This is a genomic window from Plantibacter sp. ME-Dv--P-095 (assembly GCF_030209365.1).
Taxonomy (GTDB): domain Bacteria; phylum Actinomycetota; class Actinomycetes; order Actinomycetales; family Microbacteriaceae; genus Plantibacter.
On record NZ_JARVSB010000009.1, the window covers coordinates 141,769 to 157,785 of the forward strand.

The following is a 16,017-nucleotide window of genomic DNA, read 5'->3' on the forward strand; positions in this document are numbered from 1 at the left end:
TCCTACGGCGCCTGGACCGCACCGAAGACGGCGTCGATGATGGTCTCCGCCGAGACGTCGTCGGCCGCCGCCTCGAAGTTGAGGATGATGCGGTGGCGGAGCACCTGGTGCCGGTAGCTCTTGACGTCCTCCGGGATGACGTGGTCGCGGCCCGCGAGGATGGCGAGCGCGCGGGCGACGGTGCTGAACGCGATGCTGGCACGCGGGCTGGCCCCGTAGTCGATGTAGCTCGCCAGCTTGGGCGGGAGGTAGTCGCGCGCGTGGCGGGTCACGTAGACCGTCTGCACGATGTAGTTGAGGATCGACGCGTCGAGGTACACCCGCTTCGCGAGTGACTGCAGGAACAGCACGTCCTCGAGGCTCACACCCTCGCGGTGCTGGTCCGTCTCGTACAGACCGGAGTTCACGCGGCGGACGATCTCGGCCTCCTCGCCGATCGTCGGGTAGTCGAGCACCTCCTTCAGGAGGAAGCGGTCGAGCTGAGCCTCGGGCAGCTGGTAGGTGCCCTCCTGCTCGATCGGGTTCTGCGTGGCCAGCACGAAGAACGGCTTCGGCAAGGGGTAGTGCGTCCCGCCGATGGAGGTCTGTCGCTCCTGCATCGCCTCGAGCATCGCGCTCTGGGTCTTCGCGCTCGAACGGTTGACCTCGTCGAGCAGCACGAAGTTGGCGTGCACCGGACCGAGCTGGGTCTGGAACGCGCCGGTCCTGGCGTCGTAGATCTGGGTGCCGATGATGTCGCTCGGCAGGAGGTCCGGCGTGCACTGGATGCGCTTGAAGGAGGCGTTCACCGCTTCGGCGATGGACTCCGCCGCCGTCGTCTTGGCCAGGCCGGGGACGCTCTCGAGGAGCACGTGCCCGCCGGAGACGAGCGCGGCGAGGAGCGTGGTCCGCAGCCCCTGCTGCCCGACGACCTTGGCGTCGTACGCACCGACGATCTCGGAGAGGATACTGCGCGCCCGTTGCAGCTCGGCGGGCGCGATGGGGGTGCTCGGTGTGAGGGTCACTGGTCTCCCTGGCGAAGCGGGCGGTCCGGCCGGATGACCGTCGAACACGGAGGGCCGGGTGGAACCCAGCGGTCCGGACAGTCTACGTGGCCGGATGCGCCGGACGGGTGCATCGGCAACCGGATGGTCACCCCGGCGTCGGTCGCCGTTCGCCCGGTGTCCCCCTTCCGGCCACCGCGGATTCCTACCGTGGATCGATGACACACGCAGCGAACGCTCAGCTCCGGACGGGCGACGGGGCGACGGCGATCGTCCCGGTCCGGGGCGGTTCGAAGGGGATCCACCGCAAGAACCTGCGGACGGTCCGCGGCACCACCCTGATCGCCCGCTCGGTCGAGGGACTCCTGCGTTCCGGTGGCGTCTCACGGGTCGTGGTCACGACGGACCACCCGGACCTCGCAGCCGCCGCCGTCGCCGCCGGCGCCGAGGTGATCGACCGGCCCGCAGCCCTCGCCGAGGACAGCACCTCCTCCGAGGCCGCGCTGCTCCACGCCCTCGGCGTCCTCGCCCGGCGCGGCGAGCTGAGCCCCGTGACCGTGTTCGTACAGGCGACATCGCCCTTCCTCGACGTGGAAGCACTCGACGACGCCATCGCCTCGGTCGCCTCCGGGCAGGCGGACTCCGTCTTCGCGGCGGTGCTCGACCACGGCTTCCTCTGGACGGAGAAGGCGAAGGGCGCCCGAGGGATCGGTCACGACCATCGCGAGCGTCCCCGGCGGCAGGACCGTGCCCCGCAGTATCGCGAGACCGGGTCGTTCTACGTCTTCGACACGGACGGCTTCCTCGACGCCGGTCACCGCTTCTTCGGCCGGATCGCACCGGCCGTCACCCGGTCCTTCGCCGCGCTCGACATCGACGAACCGGAAGACCTCCTCGTCGCCGAGGCGATCGCCGGACTCGCCGAACGCCAGCTCGGGATCCCGTCGGGCTCGGAGCACCCGGAGCACCACCTCGACGTCGACGCCGTCGTCACCGACTTCGACGGTGTGCACACCGACGACCGCGCCAGCATCGACGCCGACGGTGTCGAACGGGTGAGCGTCCATCGCGGTGACGGCCTCGGCGTCCGCCTGCTGCGCGAGGCCGGGCTGCCGTTCCTCATCCTGTCGACCGAACGGGTCCCGATCGTCGCCGCGCGCGCGGCCAAGCTCGGCGTCGACGTCGTCTACGGCTCCGCCGACAAAGCGAGCGCGCTCCGCGACTGGGCCGCGACGAACGCCGTCCCGCTCGAGCGCATCGCGTACCTCGGCAACGACGTCAACGACATCCCGGCCCTCGAGATCGTCGGCTGGCCCGTCGTCGTCTCCGATGCGCACCCGGCCGCCAGGGCCGTCTCCAGGCTCGTCCTGGAACGCCGCGGCGGCGACGGCGCCGTCCGTGAACTCGCCGACCTCGTCCTCGCCGCTCGCGCGGTCACCCACCCAGAGAAGCTGTCCCCGCCGCAACCGAACGGAGCATGACCATGAGCATCCACCAGGACTCGAACGACCGGACCACCATCGACGGCGGTGTCACGCCGGCCCCCGTGCGGATCGACGGCATCCCCGTCGGCGGCGACGCCCCCGCCTACGTCATCGGCGAGATCGGCCTCAACCACAACGGCGACGTCGAACTCGCCAAGCGACTCATCGACGTCGCTGCGGACGCCGGCGCTCAGGCCGTCAAGTTCCAGAAGCGCACGCCGGAGATCTCGACCCCGGCACACATGCGCGACGTCCCGCGGCAGACGCCCTGGGGTGAGATGAGCTACCTGGAGTACCGCTACCGCGTCGAGTTCGACCGTGAGCAGTACATCGAGATCGGCGACCACGCCACCCTGCGGGGTCTCAGCTGGTTCGCCTCCCCCTGGGACGAGCCGTCCGTCGACTTCCTCGAGGACCTCGGTGTCAGTGCCCACAAGGTCGCGTCGGCCTCGGTGACCGACTCGGGGCTGCTGACCCGTCTCGCCGCCACGGGGAAGCCGATCATCCTCTCCACCGGGATGTCGACGCTCGAGCAGATCGACCGCGCGGTCGAGCTCCTCGCCGGCTCCCCGCTCGTGATCCTCCACGCGACCTCCACCTACCCGCTGCCGCCCGAGGAGGCCAACCTCCGCATGATCGACAGCCTGGCGGCCCGGTATCCCGGCGTGCCCGTCGGCTACTCCGGGCACGAGACCGGACTGCAGATCTCCCTCGCCGCGGTCGCGCTCGGCGCGAAGGTCGTCGAACGACACATCACGCTCGACCGCGCCATGTGGGGATCCGACCACGCCGCCTCGCTCGAGCCGCACGGGTTCTCGAACCTCGTCCGCGACATCCGCGTCATCGAGACGGCGATGGGCGACGGCGTCAAGCGCATCTTCCCCGGCGAACTCGCACCGTTGGCGAAACTGCGCAGGGTCGATGCCTGATCACGGACCCCGCCGGCGGGTGATCGGGGTGGTGGACTCCGACTCCTTCGTGAAGTGGGGTGCCGCCACCCTCTCCCGAGCGACCGACTGGGACGTCGACCTCGTCCTGATCGAGAGCGACGTGTCGGCGACCGACCGCCAGGTGGACATCGCGTTGCTCCACACGGCGTTCGAGGGGCGTTCCGTCCGTCGGTTGACGCTCCGCCAGTTGATCGCCTTCGTCGGATCCGAGCGCCCCGACGGCGTCTTCGTCTCGACCAGGGGGCCGGTCGCGGAGGTCGTCATCTCCGAGCTACTCGCGCTGGGGCGCACCACCCGCCCGGTCCTCCTCACGGGTCTGCCGGGCATCTCCATCCCCGCGAAGTGGAAGGGGATTTTCCTCCGCGCCCAGGCGGACGTCTTCATCCTGCACAGCCACCGCGAGGTCGCGGCCTACCGGGAACTCGCCGCGGAGCACGGGGTCGAGCCGGCCTTCGCGCTCGCCACCCTGCCGTTCCTCGCCGTCGCCCCGACCCGGCCGCCCGCCGTCGACGTCGATCCGGCACCACGGACCCGGGTCGTGTTCGCGGCGCAGGCGACCGTTCCGGCCGATCGCGGCGACCGGCTGCGGATCATCTCCTGGCTGCGGACCCTCGCGAACCGGCATCGGGACCTCGACGTCGTCATCAAGGTCCGAGGGCTCGCCGGCGACCCCCAGACGCATCACGAGCACTTCCCCTTCGACACCCTCCTCACCGGCCCGATCCCCACCAATCTCAGGGTCGCCACCGGGTCGATGGCCGTGCACCTCGGCCACGCGGCCGGTCTCGTCACGGTGAGCTCCACCGCGGCGATCGAGGCCGTGGCGGCCGGGGTCCCGGTCATCGTGCTCGACGACTTCGGCGTCGATCCGGCGCTCATCAACAGCGTCTTCGAGGGCAGTGGCCTGCTGGCGTCCAAGGATGAGCTCATGGCCGCGCGGTTCCGCCACCCGAACGAGGACTGGCTCCAGCAGAACTACTTCCACCCCGAAGAGGAGGACGACTGGATCGAGCGGTCCGAGGTGGCCTTCGCCGCCCGCGACCGTGGTGTCCTGCCGATCCGTCCGCGGGCCCGACAGAGCCGGGGCGGCATGCTCCGCACGGGCTGGGAGCGACGCCGGGCGTTCGGTCGAGCCGACACGAGCGTCCTCGGGACGGTCGCCTTCGTCATCGGTCGGCCGATCCAGATCGCCCGCCGCCTGGTGCGCCGCGCGCGCGGCATCAGACCTGCCGAGCGGCGACCGATCCCGTCACGCCGGCTGGAGCCGATCGAACCGGAGCCGACCATGCGGGCTCCGCGCGGCGCCCGGCACCGGACGGCTCGCTGACGATCACGACGGTGGTGCCGCCCGATCAGGCGGTGCCACCGTCGACGGGAACAGCGCGACCCGGTCAGTTCGCGCCGACGGTGACCACGGGTGCGCCCGTGGAGCTGTCGTCGGCCGGCATCTCGGCGGCGAGCCGGTTGGCCTCTTGGATGAGCGTCGCGACGATCTCGGACTCCGGGACCGTCTTGATCACCTCACCCTTCACGAAGATCTGCCCCTTGCCGTTCCCGCTGGCGACGCCGAGGTCGGCTTCACGGGCCTCCCCCGGACCGTTCACGACACAGCCCATGACGGCGACGCGGAGTGGGACGCTCATCCCCTCCAGGCCGTCGGTGACGTCGTTCGCGAGCTTGTAGACGTCGACCTGGGCGCGTCCACAGCTCGGGCAGGAGACGATCTCGAGCTTCCGCTCGCGGAGGTTCAGCGACTGCAGGATCTGCAGGCCCACCTTGATCTCCTCCGCCGGCGGGGCCGAGAGCGACACACGGATGGTGTCGCCGATCCCTTCGGAGAGCAGGATGCCGAAAGCGGTCGCGCTCTTGATCGTGCCTTGGAACGACGGACCAGCCTCGGTCACGCCGAGGTGCAGGGGCCAGTCACCACGTTCCGCGAGGAGTCGGTAGGCCTTCACCATGACGACCGGGTCGTTGTGCTTGACCGAGATCTTGAAGTCGTGGAAGTCGTGCTCCTCGAAGAGGCTGGCCTCCCAGACGGCGCTCTCGACGAGGGCCTCCGGTGTGGCCTTGCCGTACTTCTGCAGCAAGCGTGGATCGAGGGAGCCGGCGTTGACGCCGATGCGGAGGGAGACACCGGCCGCCTTCGCCCGACGGGCGATCTCGCCGACCTGGTCGTCGAACTTCCGGATGTTGCCGGGATTGACCCTGACCGCCGCACAACCCGCGTCGATCGCCGCGTACACGTAGGCGGGCTGGAAGTGGATGTCGGCGATGACCGGGATCTGGCTCTTCTTCGCGATGATCGGCAACACCTCTGCGTCGTCGCGGGTCGGGACCGCGACGCGGACGATGTCGCAACCGGAGGCGGTGAGCTCCGCGATCTGCTGGAGGGTCGCGTTGATGTTCGTCGTCTGGGTCGTCGTCATCGACTGGACGCTCACCGGGGCGTCACCGCCGACGAGGACCTTGCCGACCTTGATCTGTCGCGACTTGCGTCGCGGGCTGAGCGTCTCGGGAACCGACGGAAGACCCAGATTGATAGCTACCACGAGCCTCAGCTTACGCGCGCGACGCCCCGCAGGCTCCCCGTGGGCTGAATGCCGGCTGGGACGTCGCGATCGGCGGTCAGCGGGTGGGCGGAGCCTCGCGGTTCGACCGCAGGACGCCGAGCCGTTCGCGGTACTCGGCCTCGTCCACCTCACCCTGGGCGAACCGCTCGGCGAGCAGTTGCTCGGCGGTCCGTGTCCCCTCATGACGCCAGGCCCACGGCGGCCCCTGGCGGCCGTCCGGAGACGTTCCGGCCCAGGCGCGGCGACGCCACCGTCGACCGACGAGCGCGACGACGAGGGCGATCACGGCGATCCAGAACACCGGGATGAGCGCGAGCCACAGGAGGTGGGACCCCGGCCCGTTCCAACCCGGGTGCATGGCGGTCGTGGCGAGCATGGTCAGGGAGGTGGACACGAGGGACTCCGTTCGTCGGGCGGGCGACGACGACCGTCGTCCGCATCACGACCTCGAGCCTCCTCCGGCGGTCGGCCGCACGCATCCGACGACGGGACCGTTCGCGGGACTCCCCGGGGAGTAGGCCGTGCTCCGCTCAGGAACCGGGGCTGACCAGCCCGGTCTCGTAGGCGATGACGACGAGCCTGACCCGATCACGCGCGGCCAACTTCGACATGATGCGCGACACGTGGGTCTTCGCGGTGAGCGGGCTGAGGAACAGGGCGCCGCCGATCTCCTCGTTGGTGAGGCCTCGCCCGACGAGCGCCAGCACCTCACGCTCGCGTTCCGTGAGGCCGACGATCGCTGCGTCGTCGAGCGGCGCCGCGATGACCCCGGCGACCTGGGTCAGGAGGCGTCTCGTGACCCCCGGCGACAGGAGGGCGTCACCCGACGCCACCACCCGGACCGCTCGGATGAGTTCGGCGGGCTCCGTGTCCTTCACCAGGAACCCACTCGCGCCGGCGCGGATGGCCTGCGCGACGTACTCGTCGAGCTCGAACGTGGTCACGACGATGATGCGGGTCGACCCCAGCGCCGGGTCGGCGACGATCAGCTCGGTCGCGGCGAGACCATCACCACCCGGCATCCTGATGTCCATGAGCACGACGTCCGGGTGCTCGCGACGGACCAGCTCGAGCGCCGCGTCGCCGGTCGCCGCCTCGCCGACGACCGCGATGTCGGGCTCGGCGTCGAGCAGGGCGCGGAACCCACCACGGATGAGCGCCTGATCGTCGGCGACGACCACGCGGATCATGCGACACCTCGCACCGGGACGCGCGCCTCGACACGGAACCCGCCGAGCGGGCCGCGTCCCGTCTCGAGCGTGCCGCCCAGGAGTTCGGCGCGCTCGGTCATCCCGAGCAGCCCGTTCCCGCGCTCCGCAGGACCCGGCGGCGCCCCGACCCCGTCGTCGGTCACGCACAGGCGGTACACACCGTCCGCTTCCACGAGTTCGATGGCGACCCGCCGTGCACGCGCATGCCGGAGGACGTTCGTGACGCTCTCCTGAGCGATGCGGTACAGCGCCGACTGCACGGCAGTGCCGGGCTGCGTGGTGAGGTGTTGCTCCAGCACCGCCTCGACACCCTGCTCGCGGAGGGCATCGGCGAGCAGCGGCAGCGCGGTGAGGTCCGGCCCCGGGCGGGTCGGCGCGCCGGTCGCCGGATCGGCCGAGCCGTCGGAGCCTCGGAGGACGTCGAGGAGTCCGCGCACCTCGTCGAGCGAGGCCGTGCTCGCCATCCTGATGTTGGTGAGCGCTTCCCTCGCACGTTCCGGCTGGGAGTCCATGAGGTGGAGCCCCATCCCGGCCTGCACGGCGATCTGCGCGAGCGAGTGCGCGATGACGTCGTGCAGGTCACGCGCGATGCGGACGCGCTCCTCCTGCGCGGCTGAGGCGCGGCGCTCCCCCTGGCGGATCCGGAACGCCTGGAGCTGTTCGCGCCGCGTCCGGAGGCCCTCGGCGAGGAGGACGGCGATCACGACGAGGACCGAGGTGACCCCGATCCGGAAACCGGACAGCCCCCAACCGACGGCGAGGGCAGCGGCCAGCGGGAGCACCCAGGCGAGCCCCAGCGAGAGGTAGGCCCAGCCGCGCGCCCCGCGGACGATCCCCGATCCGGCGGCGAACGCGAGGGCCACGGCCGGCGGTCCCCACACCGGGCCCGTGAGCATGGAGGCGCCAGAGAGGACGGCCACGACGGCGACCGTCGGGCCGGGCGATCGCCGGGCGGCGAGCAGGGCCAGGACGGCACCGAGCACCGTCAGCACGGCCGAGACGCGCGACCATGCGGAAGCGTCGGCTCCTGCGGCGAGTGAGCCATGGAGCGCGAGGGCGGCGGTCGCCGGCACCTGGACGACGAAGGAGACGACCACAGGAGCCCACAGCCGCCAGACGGGTCGGCCCTGGCGGATCAGCGGATCGCCGAAGCGACCGTCGCTTTGGCGCCCGTGCGCCGCGCTCGTCTCGACCGATGGCATCCCTGCATGGTACCCGCGGGCCTCGCCCGTGGCGTCGGCTCCGCGGTGCACGGTCCGTACTCCCCCGGGAGTACAACGTTCTCGGAGCACCCGGCCTACGGGCGCGTCGCGACTATCCGAAGAGGTTGACGGGCTTGACGATGTCCGCGTAGACGAGCAGGGCGCTCATGCCGCCCAGCACGATGACCACGCCGAAGGTCAGCGGGATCAGCTTCGCCGCGTCGACCGGGCCGGGATCACGGCGGCGGAAGACCTTCGCGACACCGCGCCGGAGGGCCTCCCACAGCGCTGCGGCGACGTGACCGCCGTCGAGGGGCAGCAGGGGGATGAGGTTGAAGACGAACAGCGCGACGTTGAGCGAGCCGAGGATGCCGAACACCGTGGCCGCCTTCGACGCGACCGGGATCTGGTCGAGGCTGACGACCTCACCGACGACCCGTCCGACGCCCACGACGCTCATCGGGCCGTTCGGATCGCGCTCCCCGGGACCGAAGGCCGCCTGCCCGACGTCGATGAGCCGTTGCGGCAGGTTGAGGATGATGTTCGCGGTGCGGGCGATGGTGTCGCCGACCGTCGGCAGGATGGCGGTGACCGGTTGAGCGACCATCTGCTGCTGCGGCGTGATCCCGACGAAGCCGACCTCGTGGGTCTTGGGCGAGCCGTCGGCGTTCGTCACGATCTTGCCGGTGTCGGCGTCCACGATGTCCCGCTCGAGGAGCAGCGGCGTCAGGGTGAGGTCCAGTCGTCCATCACCGCGGGCGACCTCGAGGGCGAGCGGCTCGCCGGGCGAGCGCTGCACCGCCGCCGACACCTCCGCGAAGGTGGTGACCGGGGTGCCCTGGATCGACAGGATCGTGTCTCCCGGCTTCAGGCCGGCTGCGGCGGCCGGGCTCTCCGGGTCGCCGGATGCGCAGCTCTGGCGTTCGCTCGTCGACGGCAGGACACATTCGTACACGGAGGTCAGCGTGCTGCTCTGCTGCGGCACACCGAACCCGGACACCGCGATGCCGATGAACAGGATGGCGAGCACGAGGTTCATCGTCGGACCGCCGAGCATCACGACGATCCGCTTCCAGACGGGCAGACGGTAGAAGGTGCGCTCCTCGTCGCCGGCGCCGATGGTGTCGGCGCTCGCCTCACGTGCGTCCTGAACGAGGGTGTCGAAGAAGCCGGTGCTCGCGTTCCGCGCGGCCTCGCCGGGCTGCTTCGGTGGGAACATGCCGATCATGGAGATGTACCCGCCGAGCGGGATCATCTTCACGCCGTACTCCGTCTCACCCTTCCGGCGCGACCAGATGGTGCGCCCGAATCCGATCATGTACTGGGTGACACGCACCCCGAACAGTTTCGCCGGCACGAGGTGACCGACCTCGTGCAGCCCGATGGACACGATGAGGCCCACGAGCACGATGACGATGCCGAGGATGTAGAGGAGGACGGTTTCCACGGCGCAACCTTACTCGCGCCAGGACGGCCCCGACTGCGCGCCGGCTGTGCGGACGCCCTGAGGGTCTGGACGGGCGACGAGGGGCGTCAACCGATCCGCTGCTGCGCGCGCGCCCTCGCCCAACGCTCCGCCTCGGCGAGCGCCTCCCGGGTGAGTTCGCCCTCGGGCGCCTCGTGGTCGTCCACGACCGCCCGCACGGTGTCGAGGATGCCGAGGTAGCCGAGTCGCCCGGCGTGGAACGCCTCGACCGCCTCCTCGTTCGCGGCGTTGAACACCGCCGGGTAGGTCCGGCCCTGTCCACCGACGAGCTTCGCGAGGCGCACCGCGGGGAACGCCTCGTGGTCGAGCGGTTCGAAGGTCCACTGCTGCGGCACGGTCCAGTCGAGCGGGACACCGACGCCGCCGACCCGGTTCGGCCAGTCGAGGCCGAGCGAGATGGGCAACCGCATGTCGGGCGGGGAGGCCTGTGCGATCGTCGAGCCGTCGACGAACTCGACCATCGAGTGGACGATCGACTGCGGGTGGACGGTGACCTCGATGCGGTCGTACGGGACGTCGAACAGCAGGTGCGCCTCGATCACCTCGAGGCCCTTGTTGACGAGGGTCGAGGAGTTGGTGGTCACGACGAGGCCCATGTCCCAGGTGGGGTGGGCGAGGGCCTCTGCCGGGGTGACATCGGCCAGCGAGGCACGGTCCCGACCACGGAACGGACCGCCCGAGGCGGTCAACACGAGCCGACGGACCTCCGCCGGGGTGCCCGAGCGGAGCGCCTGGGCGATCGCCGAATGTTCGGAGTCGACCGGCACGATCTGGCCGGGAGCCGCGATGCGTCGGACGAGGTCGCCGCCGACGATGAGTGACTCCTTGTTCGCCAGCGCGAGCGTCCGACCGGTCTCGAGGGCCGCGAGCGTCGGTCCGAGCCCGATGGAACCCGTGATGCCGTTGAGCACCACGTCGGCGTCGACGCTCCGGATCAGCCGTTCGGCGTCGTCCGCTCCCAGGGCGGTGTCGTCGACGTGGAACGCGGCGGCCTGTTCGGCGAGCAACTCGGCGTTGGAGCCGGCGGTCAGGCCGACCACCTCGAAGCGGTCGCGGTCGCCACGGATGACGTCCAGCGCTTGCGTACCGATCGAGCCGGTGGATCCGAGGATGATGACGCGTCTCACGCCGGTCAGTCTACGGCGGTGGGCGGTGGGACGGTCAGCCTGCTGCCGGCGCGGTGGTGCTGCTCGCGTCGAGGATGTCGATCACGAACACGATCGTGTCGTCGGCCTCGATACCGGCCTGGCTGTTGCCACCGGCCGGCCCGTACCCGAGGTCGGGCGGGATGACCGCGACGATCTGCGAGCCGATGTGCTGGCCGGCGATCGCGCTCGAGAAGCCCTGCACCACGGCGGACAGCTGGAAGTTCGTCGGCCCGTTGCCCCAGCTCTCGTCGAAGACCTCGCCCGTCCGCCAGTTGACGCCCTGGTAGTTGATGATGACCTCGGCGTCGGGCTGGACCACCGCGCCGTCGCCCTGTTTGAGGACCGCGACCTGCAGCTCGGCCGGGGCCGCCGCCTCGGGGATCGTCACCGTCGGCCGGCCTGCGGAGTCGAGTTCGACCGCCGGCATCCCGGCGACGGGCTCCTGCGGAACGCCGTCCGCCTTCGCGTCGCTGTGGACCGTGCTGAGCACGTCGGCCACCACGACGAGGGGCTGGTCGGCCTGGACCGTGCCGTCGCTCGAGCCCGCCGAACCGAATCCGTCACCGGCGGTCACGAAGGCCGCGACCCGCGTGCCGACCGTCGTGCACTCGACCGCGCGGACGAGGCCCTTCAAGTACTTCTGGTCGTTGACCACGATCGCCGTCGCCGGGCTCGCGCCGTAGGCGGTCTGCGCGACGATGGAGCCCGTGACGGCGTTGTAGATCGACATCTCGACGAACGTCGTGTCGCCCGGATCGACGCGCTCGCCGTCGCCCTTCGCGACGATCGTGCGCTCGGTCGTCTCCGCCGAGAGGGTGCCCTTCGCGAAGGTGACCTCCGGGATCCGGCCGAAGTCGCCGCTCACCGAGATCGCCTTGGAGGCGGTGCCTGCGCTCGTGTCGGCGCATTCCCCCGGACCGGCCAGCGCCTGCGACTGCGACGTCGCCGAACTGCAGGCCGTCAACGACACGAGGGACGCGATGACGGCCAGGAGGGAGAGGCTCTTGCGCACAGGGGAACTTTCGGTCGTTGCTGAGGGGTCGGTCCAGTCTCACCCACGAGGCTCCATGCTGGCTGACAGCGCGCCGAGCATCTCGGGTGCACCGCCGCCAGGCCAGTATGCCGACCCACGCATGCGTCCGCGAGTACAGTCGTCCGCATGGCCGATGAGGAGCAGACGCAGCGACGCGCCCGGGAATCGTCGGAGACGCAACCGGCCGAGGCCGCGGAACCGACCTCCAAGCCCGGACTCGTCTACTACGTCGGGCGGGCCGTGTTGAACACCACGGCGAAGTTGCTCTACCGCCCGAAGATCATCGGCCGGAAGAATGTGCCGAAGCGCGGCCCGGTGATCCTCGCGAGCAACCACCTCTCGTTCATCGACAGCATCGCGATCCCCATCAGTGCGCCTCGACGCGTGCAGTTCCTCGCGAAGTCGGACTACTTCACCGGCCGGGGACTGAAGGGCTGGGTCTCGCGCACCTTCTTCACCTCGATCGGCGCCGTGGGCGTCGAACGCGGCGTCGGACAGGCCGCCCAGGAGGCCCTCGACCAGGGACGGCGGATCCTCGAGGGCGGAGACGCCTTCGCGATCTACCCCGAGGGCACCCGATCACTCGACGGACGTCTGTACCGCGGCAGGACCGGGGTCGCCTGGCTGGCGCTCACCACCGGCGCGACCGTGGTGCCCGTCGGCCTCATCGGCACCGACGAGCTCATGCCGGTCGGCACGACGATCCCGAAGTTCAAACCCGTCACCGTGATCTTCGGTGAGCCGATCGACGTGAGTCACCACGGTGCCGCTGAGTCAGGGCGCGCACGCCGGAAGGCGACCGACGAGATCATGTCCGCGATCCACGCCCTCACGGGGCAGGAACTCGCGAACGCCTACAACGAGTCGCCGCCGGCGGACGCCGTCGAGCGGATCAAGCGAGCCCTGCGCCCCGAGCGACTCTGAGTCGCGGCATCGGACCGTGCGGTGCGCCGCCGGCCGGCGGCGGCCAGTCGGTCAGACGGCGTCGTCGGATCCCGCGACGACGATCGTCGGCTCGTGCCGCACCGGGAAGTTCACCGAGTTGGCGATGAAGCACAGCTCGTTCGCCCTGGCGTGCCCGGCCCTCGCGGCGTCGACCATCGAGTGGTCCGCGACGGTCACGCGCGGCCGGAGGACGACTTCGGTGAAGGCACCGCTGCCCGCACCGTCCTCGACCATGGTGCCGACGGCGTCGTCCGTATAGGCCGTCACGACGACACCGAGGGTCACCGCGACGTGCAGGTACGACAACAGATGGCACTGGGCGAGGGACGCGAGGAGCAACTCCTCCGGATTCCACCGGGCAGGGTCGCCCCGGAACGGCCGGTCGGCGGAACCCTCGAGATCGTGTTTGCCGACCGCGGTGACGGTGAGCTCCCTGGAGTAGTCGCGGTAGCCGCTCGTACCTGTTCCGAGGTCGCCGTCCCAGCGGACACCGATGGCGTAGTCGTGGTGGCCGGAGATCATGCCACCAGTATCCCACTGGCCTGCCCGCCGGGGGCCCGCCCAGCGGCTCCGGTGTCAGGAGGTCGCGCTACGCTGGAGGACTATGACTGACACGCTCGACACCACGAACCAGACGTCCGCCTCCGCCCCCAGCGTGACGCAGGAGCGTCGGATCGTGACGGCCGTTCCGGGGCCCCGCTCACAGGAGCTGCACGCTCGCCGGACCGCTGTCGTGTCCGACGGCGTGTCGAGCGTCCTGCCCGTCTACATCGAGCGCGCCCACGGTGCGATCGTGGTCGACGTCGACGGCAACCAGTTCATCGACCTCGGGGCCGGTATCGGCGTCACCACGATCGGGCACACCGAGTCGTCCGTCGTCGGCGCCGTCCAGGACCAGGCGGCCGACGTCCTCCACACGCTCTTCACGATCACGCCCTACGAGGAGTACGTGCGGGTCGCCGAGCTCCTCGCCGAGCACACCCCCGGCGACTTCCCGAAGAAGTCCGTGCTCGTCAACTCCGGCGCCGAAGCCGTCGAGAACGGTGTCAAGATCGCGCGGAAGTACACCGGTCGCCGCGCCGTCGCGGTGCTCGACCACGGCTACCACGGGCGTACCAACCTGACGATGGCGATGAACTACAAGGCGGCCCCGTACGCCACCGGCTACGGACCGTTCGCCGGCGACGTCTACCACGCACCCAACTCCTACCCGTACCACGACGGCCTCAGCGGCACGGCGGCAGCGGCGCGCACCATCGCCTACCTCGAGAAGCGCATCGGCGCGACGGACCTGGCCTGCCTGGTCGTCGAACCGATCCAGGGCGAGGGTGGCTTCGTCGTGCCCGCCGAGGGCTACCTGCCCGCCCTGCAGGAGTGGTGCACCGCCAACGGCGTCGTGTTCATCGCCGACGAGATCCAGAGCGGCATGGCCCGCACCGGCGAGTACTTCGCCAGCTCCCACTTCGGCCTCGTCCCGGACCTGGTGCTGAGCGCCAAGGGCATCGCCGGCGGCCTCCCCCTCGCCGCGGTCACCGGGCGCGCCGAGATCATGGATGCGAGCCAGCCCGGCGGGCTCGGCGGCACCTTCGGCGGCAACCCCGTCGCGTGCGCCGCCTCGGTCGCGGTCTTCGAATCGATCGAGTCCCGCGGCCTGCTCGCCGAGGCCGACCGCATCGGCGCGACGCTCACGGCAGCCCTGCTCGAGCTGCAGCGGAAGTACGACATCATCGGCGACGTCCGGGGCATCGGCGCGATGATCGCCATGGAGCTGGTCCAGCCCGGCACGGGCGACACCACGAAGGAGCCGAACGCGGCGGCGGTCAGTGCCATCGCGGCCGCGGCTGCCCAGCAGGGTGTGCTCGTCCTCACGGCCGGCACCTACGGCAACGTCCTCCGCTTCCTCCCGAGCCTCGCGGTCTCCGACGACCTCATCGCCGACGCGATGACCGTCATCGACCAGGCGCTCGCGGCGCTGTGAGCACGGCGGCCCCGCAGACCTTCGGCGTCGAGGACGCCGTCGAGCTCGCCGTCGTCGAACGCAGTGGTTTCGTCGAGTCGAGGCACGCCGGTTCGGCGATCGTCCTCGGGCCGGAAGGCGAGGTGCTCGCAAGCCTCGGCACGCCGAGTGCGCCGGTCTTCCCCCGCTCCTGCCTGAAGCCGTTCCAGGCGATCACGATCATGAACGCGGGCGTCTCGCTCGAGGGCGCACAAGCCGTGCTCGCCACCGCGAGCCACGCCGGTACGCGCAAGCACGTCCAGGTCGTCCGGAGCATGCTCGGACGCGCTCGCATCGAGGACTCGGCGCTGCAGTGTCCGGCCGACTGGCCGGGCGACCGCTCCTCGCGCGACGAGCTCGTCCGCGACGGACTCGGCACGAGTCCTCTGTACATGAACTGTTCCGGGAAGCACGCTGCCATGCTGCTCGCCTGTGCGCAGAACGGCTGGGATCAGGCGACGTACCTCGATCCCGAGCACCCGCTGCAGCTCGCTGTCCGCGACACCATCGAGCGGTTCACCGGCGAGAAGCCGGCCGCGAGCGGCGTCGACGGTTGCGGTGCCCCCGTGCACGCGATCTCCCTCACCGGGCTCGCGCGCGGCATCGGGCGCGTCGTCAACTCATCGCCGACCTCGCCGTTCGCCCTGTACCGGAACGCCGGGCTGCTCACCGCGGCGGTCCTCGCCGACGGCTGGGCGCTCGACGGTCCGGGCCGAGCGAACACCCTCGTCATCGAACGCCTCGGCGTGTTCGCCAAGCTCGGCGCCGAGGGCGTCATGGTCATGTCGGTCCCGGGTGGCGCGACCGTGGCACTCAAGGTGCTCGACGGCTCGCTCCGGGTCTCGACGATCGTGGCCCTGCGACTGCTCGTCTCGGTCGGCGCGCTCGACGCGGCGGCCGTCGACGCTCTCGAACCCGAGCTCGACCTCGCCGTCCACGGCGGCGCAGCGGTCGTCGGTCGCATCACCGTCACGGCTGTCTGATCACCGTCGGGGCCGGTCTGCTC

General features: G+C 70.6%; 15 protein-coding genes. 6 read left to right on the forward strand and 9 right to left on the reverse strand.

What is annotated here, in order from left to right:
* Nucleotides 1–2: 2 nt before the first annotated feature.
* Nucleotides 3–1,004 (reverse strand): AAA family ATPase, encoded by a 1,002-nt coding sequence (locus QRN26_RS12840; protein ID WP_056012348.1) that lies wholly within the window; start codon nucleotides 1,002–1,004, stop codon nucleotides 3–5.
* Nucleotides 1,005–1,201: 197 nt separating this feature from the next.
* Here QRN26_RS12840 and QRN26_RS12845 point away from each other — a divergent pair, with 197 nt between their 5' ends.
* The 3 genes from QRN26_RS12845 to QRN26_RS12855 are packed head-to-tail and all read left to right on the forward strand — an operon-like array spanning nucleotide 1,202 to nucleotide 4,744.
* Nucleotides 1,202–2,464, forward strand: coding sequence for an acylneuraminate cytidylyltransferase (locus tag QRN26_RS12845; RefSeq protein ID WP_285037133.1), 1,263 nt, complete (start codon nucleotides 1,202–1,204; stop codon nucleotides 2,462–2,464).
* Nucleotides 2,465–2,466: 2 nt separating this feature from the next.
* Nucleotides 2,467–3,396, forward strand: a complete 930-nt coding sequence (locus tag QRN26_RS12850) for an N-acetylneuraminate synthase family protein (protein WP_082456156.1) — start codon at nucleotides 2,467–2,469, stop codon at nucleotides 3,394–3,396.
* Nucleotides 3,389–4,744, forward strand: a complete 1,356-nt coding sequence (locus QRN26_RS12855) for a DUF6716 putative glycosyltransferase (protein ID WP_285037134.1) — start codon at nucleotides 3,389–3,391, stop codon at nucleotides 4,742–4,744. Before QRN26_RS12850 ends, QRN26_RS12855 begins: the two co-directional genes overlap by 8 nt.
* A gap of 64 nt (nucleotides 4,745–4,808) precedes the next feature.
* On the opposite strand, the gene ispG is transcribed toward QRN26_RS12855, so the two are convergent.
* From ispG to QRN26_RS12890, 7 genes are all read right to left on the reverse strand, one after another.
* A complete protein-coding gene (gene ispG, locus QRN26_RS12860; RefSeq protein WP_056012355.1) occupies nucleotides 4,809–5,969 on the reverse strand; it encodes a flavodoxin-dependent (E)-4-hydroxy-3-methylbut-2-enyl-diphosphate synthase in 1,161 nt (386 codons plus the stop codon).
* A 76-nt stretch (nucleotides 5,970–6,045) separates the two neighbouring features.
* The gene (locus tag QRN26_RS12865) at nucleotides 6,046–6,384 is read right to left on the reverse strand and encodes an SHOCT domain-containing protein (protein ID WP_285037135.1); all 339 of its coding nucleotides are present in this window, start codon (nucleotides 6,382–6,384) and stop codon (nucleotides 6,046–6,048) included.
* Nucleotides 6,385–6,520: 136 nt separating this feature from the next.
* Nucleotides 6,521–7,180, reverse strand: a complete 660-nt coding sequence (locus tag QRN26_RS12870; protein ID WP_056012362.1) for a response regulator transcription factor — start codon at nucleotides 7,178–7,180, stop codon at nucleotides 6,521–6,523.
* Nucleotides 7,177–8,403 carry a sensor histidine kinase gene (locus QRN26_RS12875; protein WP_056012364.1) on the reverse strand — a complete coding sequence of 409 codons (1,227 nt, stop codon included), beginning with the start codon at nucleotides 8,401–8,403 and terminating at the stop codon, nucleotides 7,177–7,179. The genes QRN26_RS12870 and QRN26_RS12875 overlap by 4 nt, the downstream gene beginning before the upstream one ends.
* A gap of 112 nt (nucleotides 8,404–8,515) precedes the next feature.
* On the reverse strand, nucleotides 8,516–9,850 hold the full coding sequence (locus tag QRN26_RS12880) for a M50 family metallopeptidase (protein ID WP_056012367.1): 1,335 nt from the start codon (nucleotides 9,848–9,850) through the stop codon (nucleotides 8,516–8,518).
* A gap of 86 nt (nucleotides 9,851–9,936) precedes the next feature.
* Nucleotides 9,937–11,016: a 1-deoxy-D-xylulose-5-phosphate reductoisomerase gene (locus QRN26_RS12885; protein ID WP_056012370.1), complete on the reverse strand. Its 1,080-nt coding sequence runs from the start codon at nucleotides 11,014–11,016 to the stop codon at nucleotides 9,937–9,939.
* A gap of 34 nt (nucleotides 11,017–11,050) precedes the next feature.
* Complete coding sequence (locus QRN26_RS12890) at nucleotides 11,051–12,049, reverse strand: FKBP-type peptidyl-prolyl cis-trans isomerase (RefSeq protein ID WP_056012373.1); 999 nt, start codon at nucleotides 12,047–12,049, stop codon at nucleotides 11,051–11,053.
* 147 nt (nucleotides 12,050–12,196) lie between these two features.
* Between QRN26_RS12890 and QRN26_RS12895 the strand changes: the two genes are divergently transcribed.
* The gene (locus QRN26_RS12895) at nucleotides 12,197–12,994 is read left to right on the forward strand and encodes a lysophospholipid acyltransferase family protein (protein WP_056012376.1); all 798 of its coding nucleotides are present in this window, start codon (nucleotides 12,197–12,199) and stop codon (nucleotides 12,992–12,994) included.
* Nucleotides 12,995–13,045: 51 nt separating this feature from the next.
* Here the strand turns inward: QRN26_RS12895 and QRN26_RS12900 are convergent, their stop codons facing one another.
* On the reverse strand, nucleotides 13,046–13,537 hold the full coding sequence (locus tag QRN26_RS12900; RefSeq protein WP_369796486.1) for an OsmC family protein: 492 nt from the start codon (nucleotides 13,535–13,537) through the stop codon (nucleotides 13,046–13,048).
* Between the two features lie 82 nt (nucleotides 13,538–13,619).
* Here QRN26_RS12900 and gabT point away from each other — a divergent pair, with 82 nt between their 5' ends.
* Both gabT and QRN26_RS12910 read left to right on the forward strand, forming a co-directional pair.
* The gene (gabT, locus tag QRN26_RS12905) at nucleotides 13,620–14,993 is read left to right on the forward strand and encodes a 4-aminobutyrate--2-oxoglutarate transaminase (RefSeq protein ID WP_285037136.1); all 1,374 of its coding nucleotides are present in this window, start codon (nucleotides 13,620–13,622) and stop codon (nucleotides 14,991–14,993) included.
* Nucleotides 14,990–15,994, forward strand: coding sequence for an asparaginase (locus QRN26_RS12910; protein ID WP_285037137.1), 1,005 nt, complete (start codon nucleotides 14,990–14,992; stop codon nucleotides 15,992–15,994). The genes gabT and QRN26_RS12910 overlap by 4 nt, the downstream gene beginning before the upstream one ends.
* The last annotated feature ends 23 nt before the right edge of the window (nucleotides 15,995–16,017 follow it).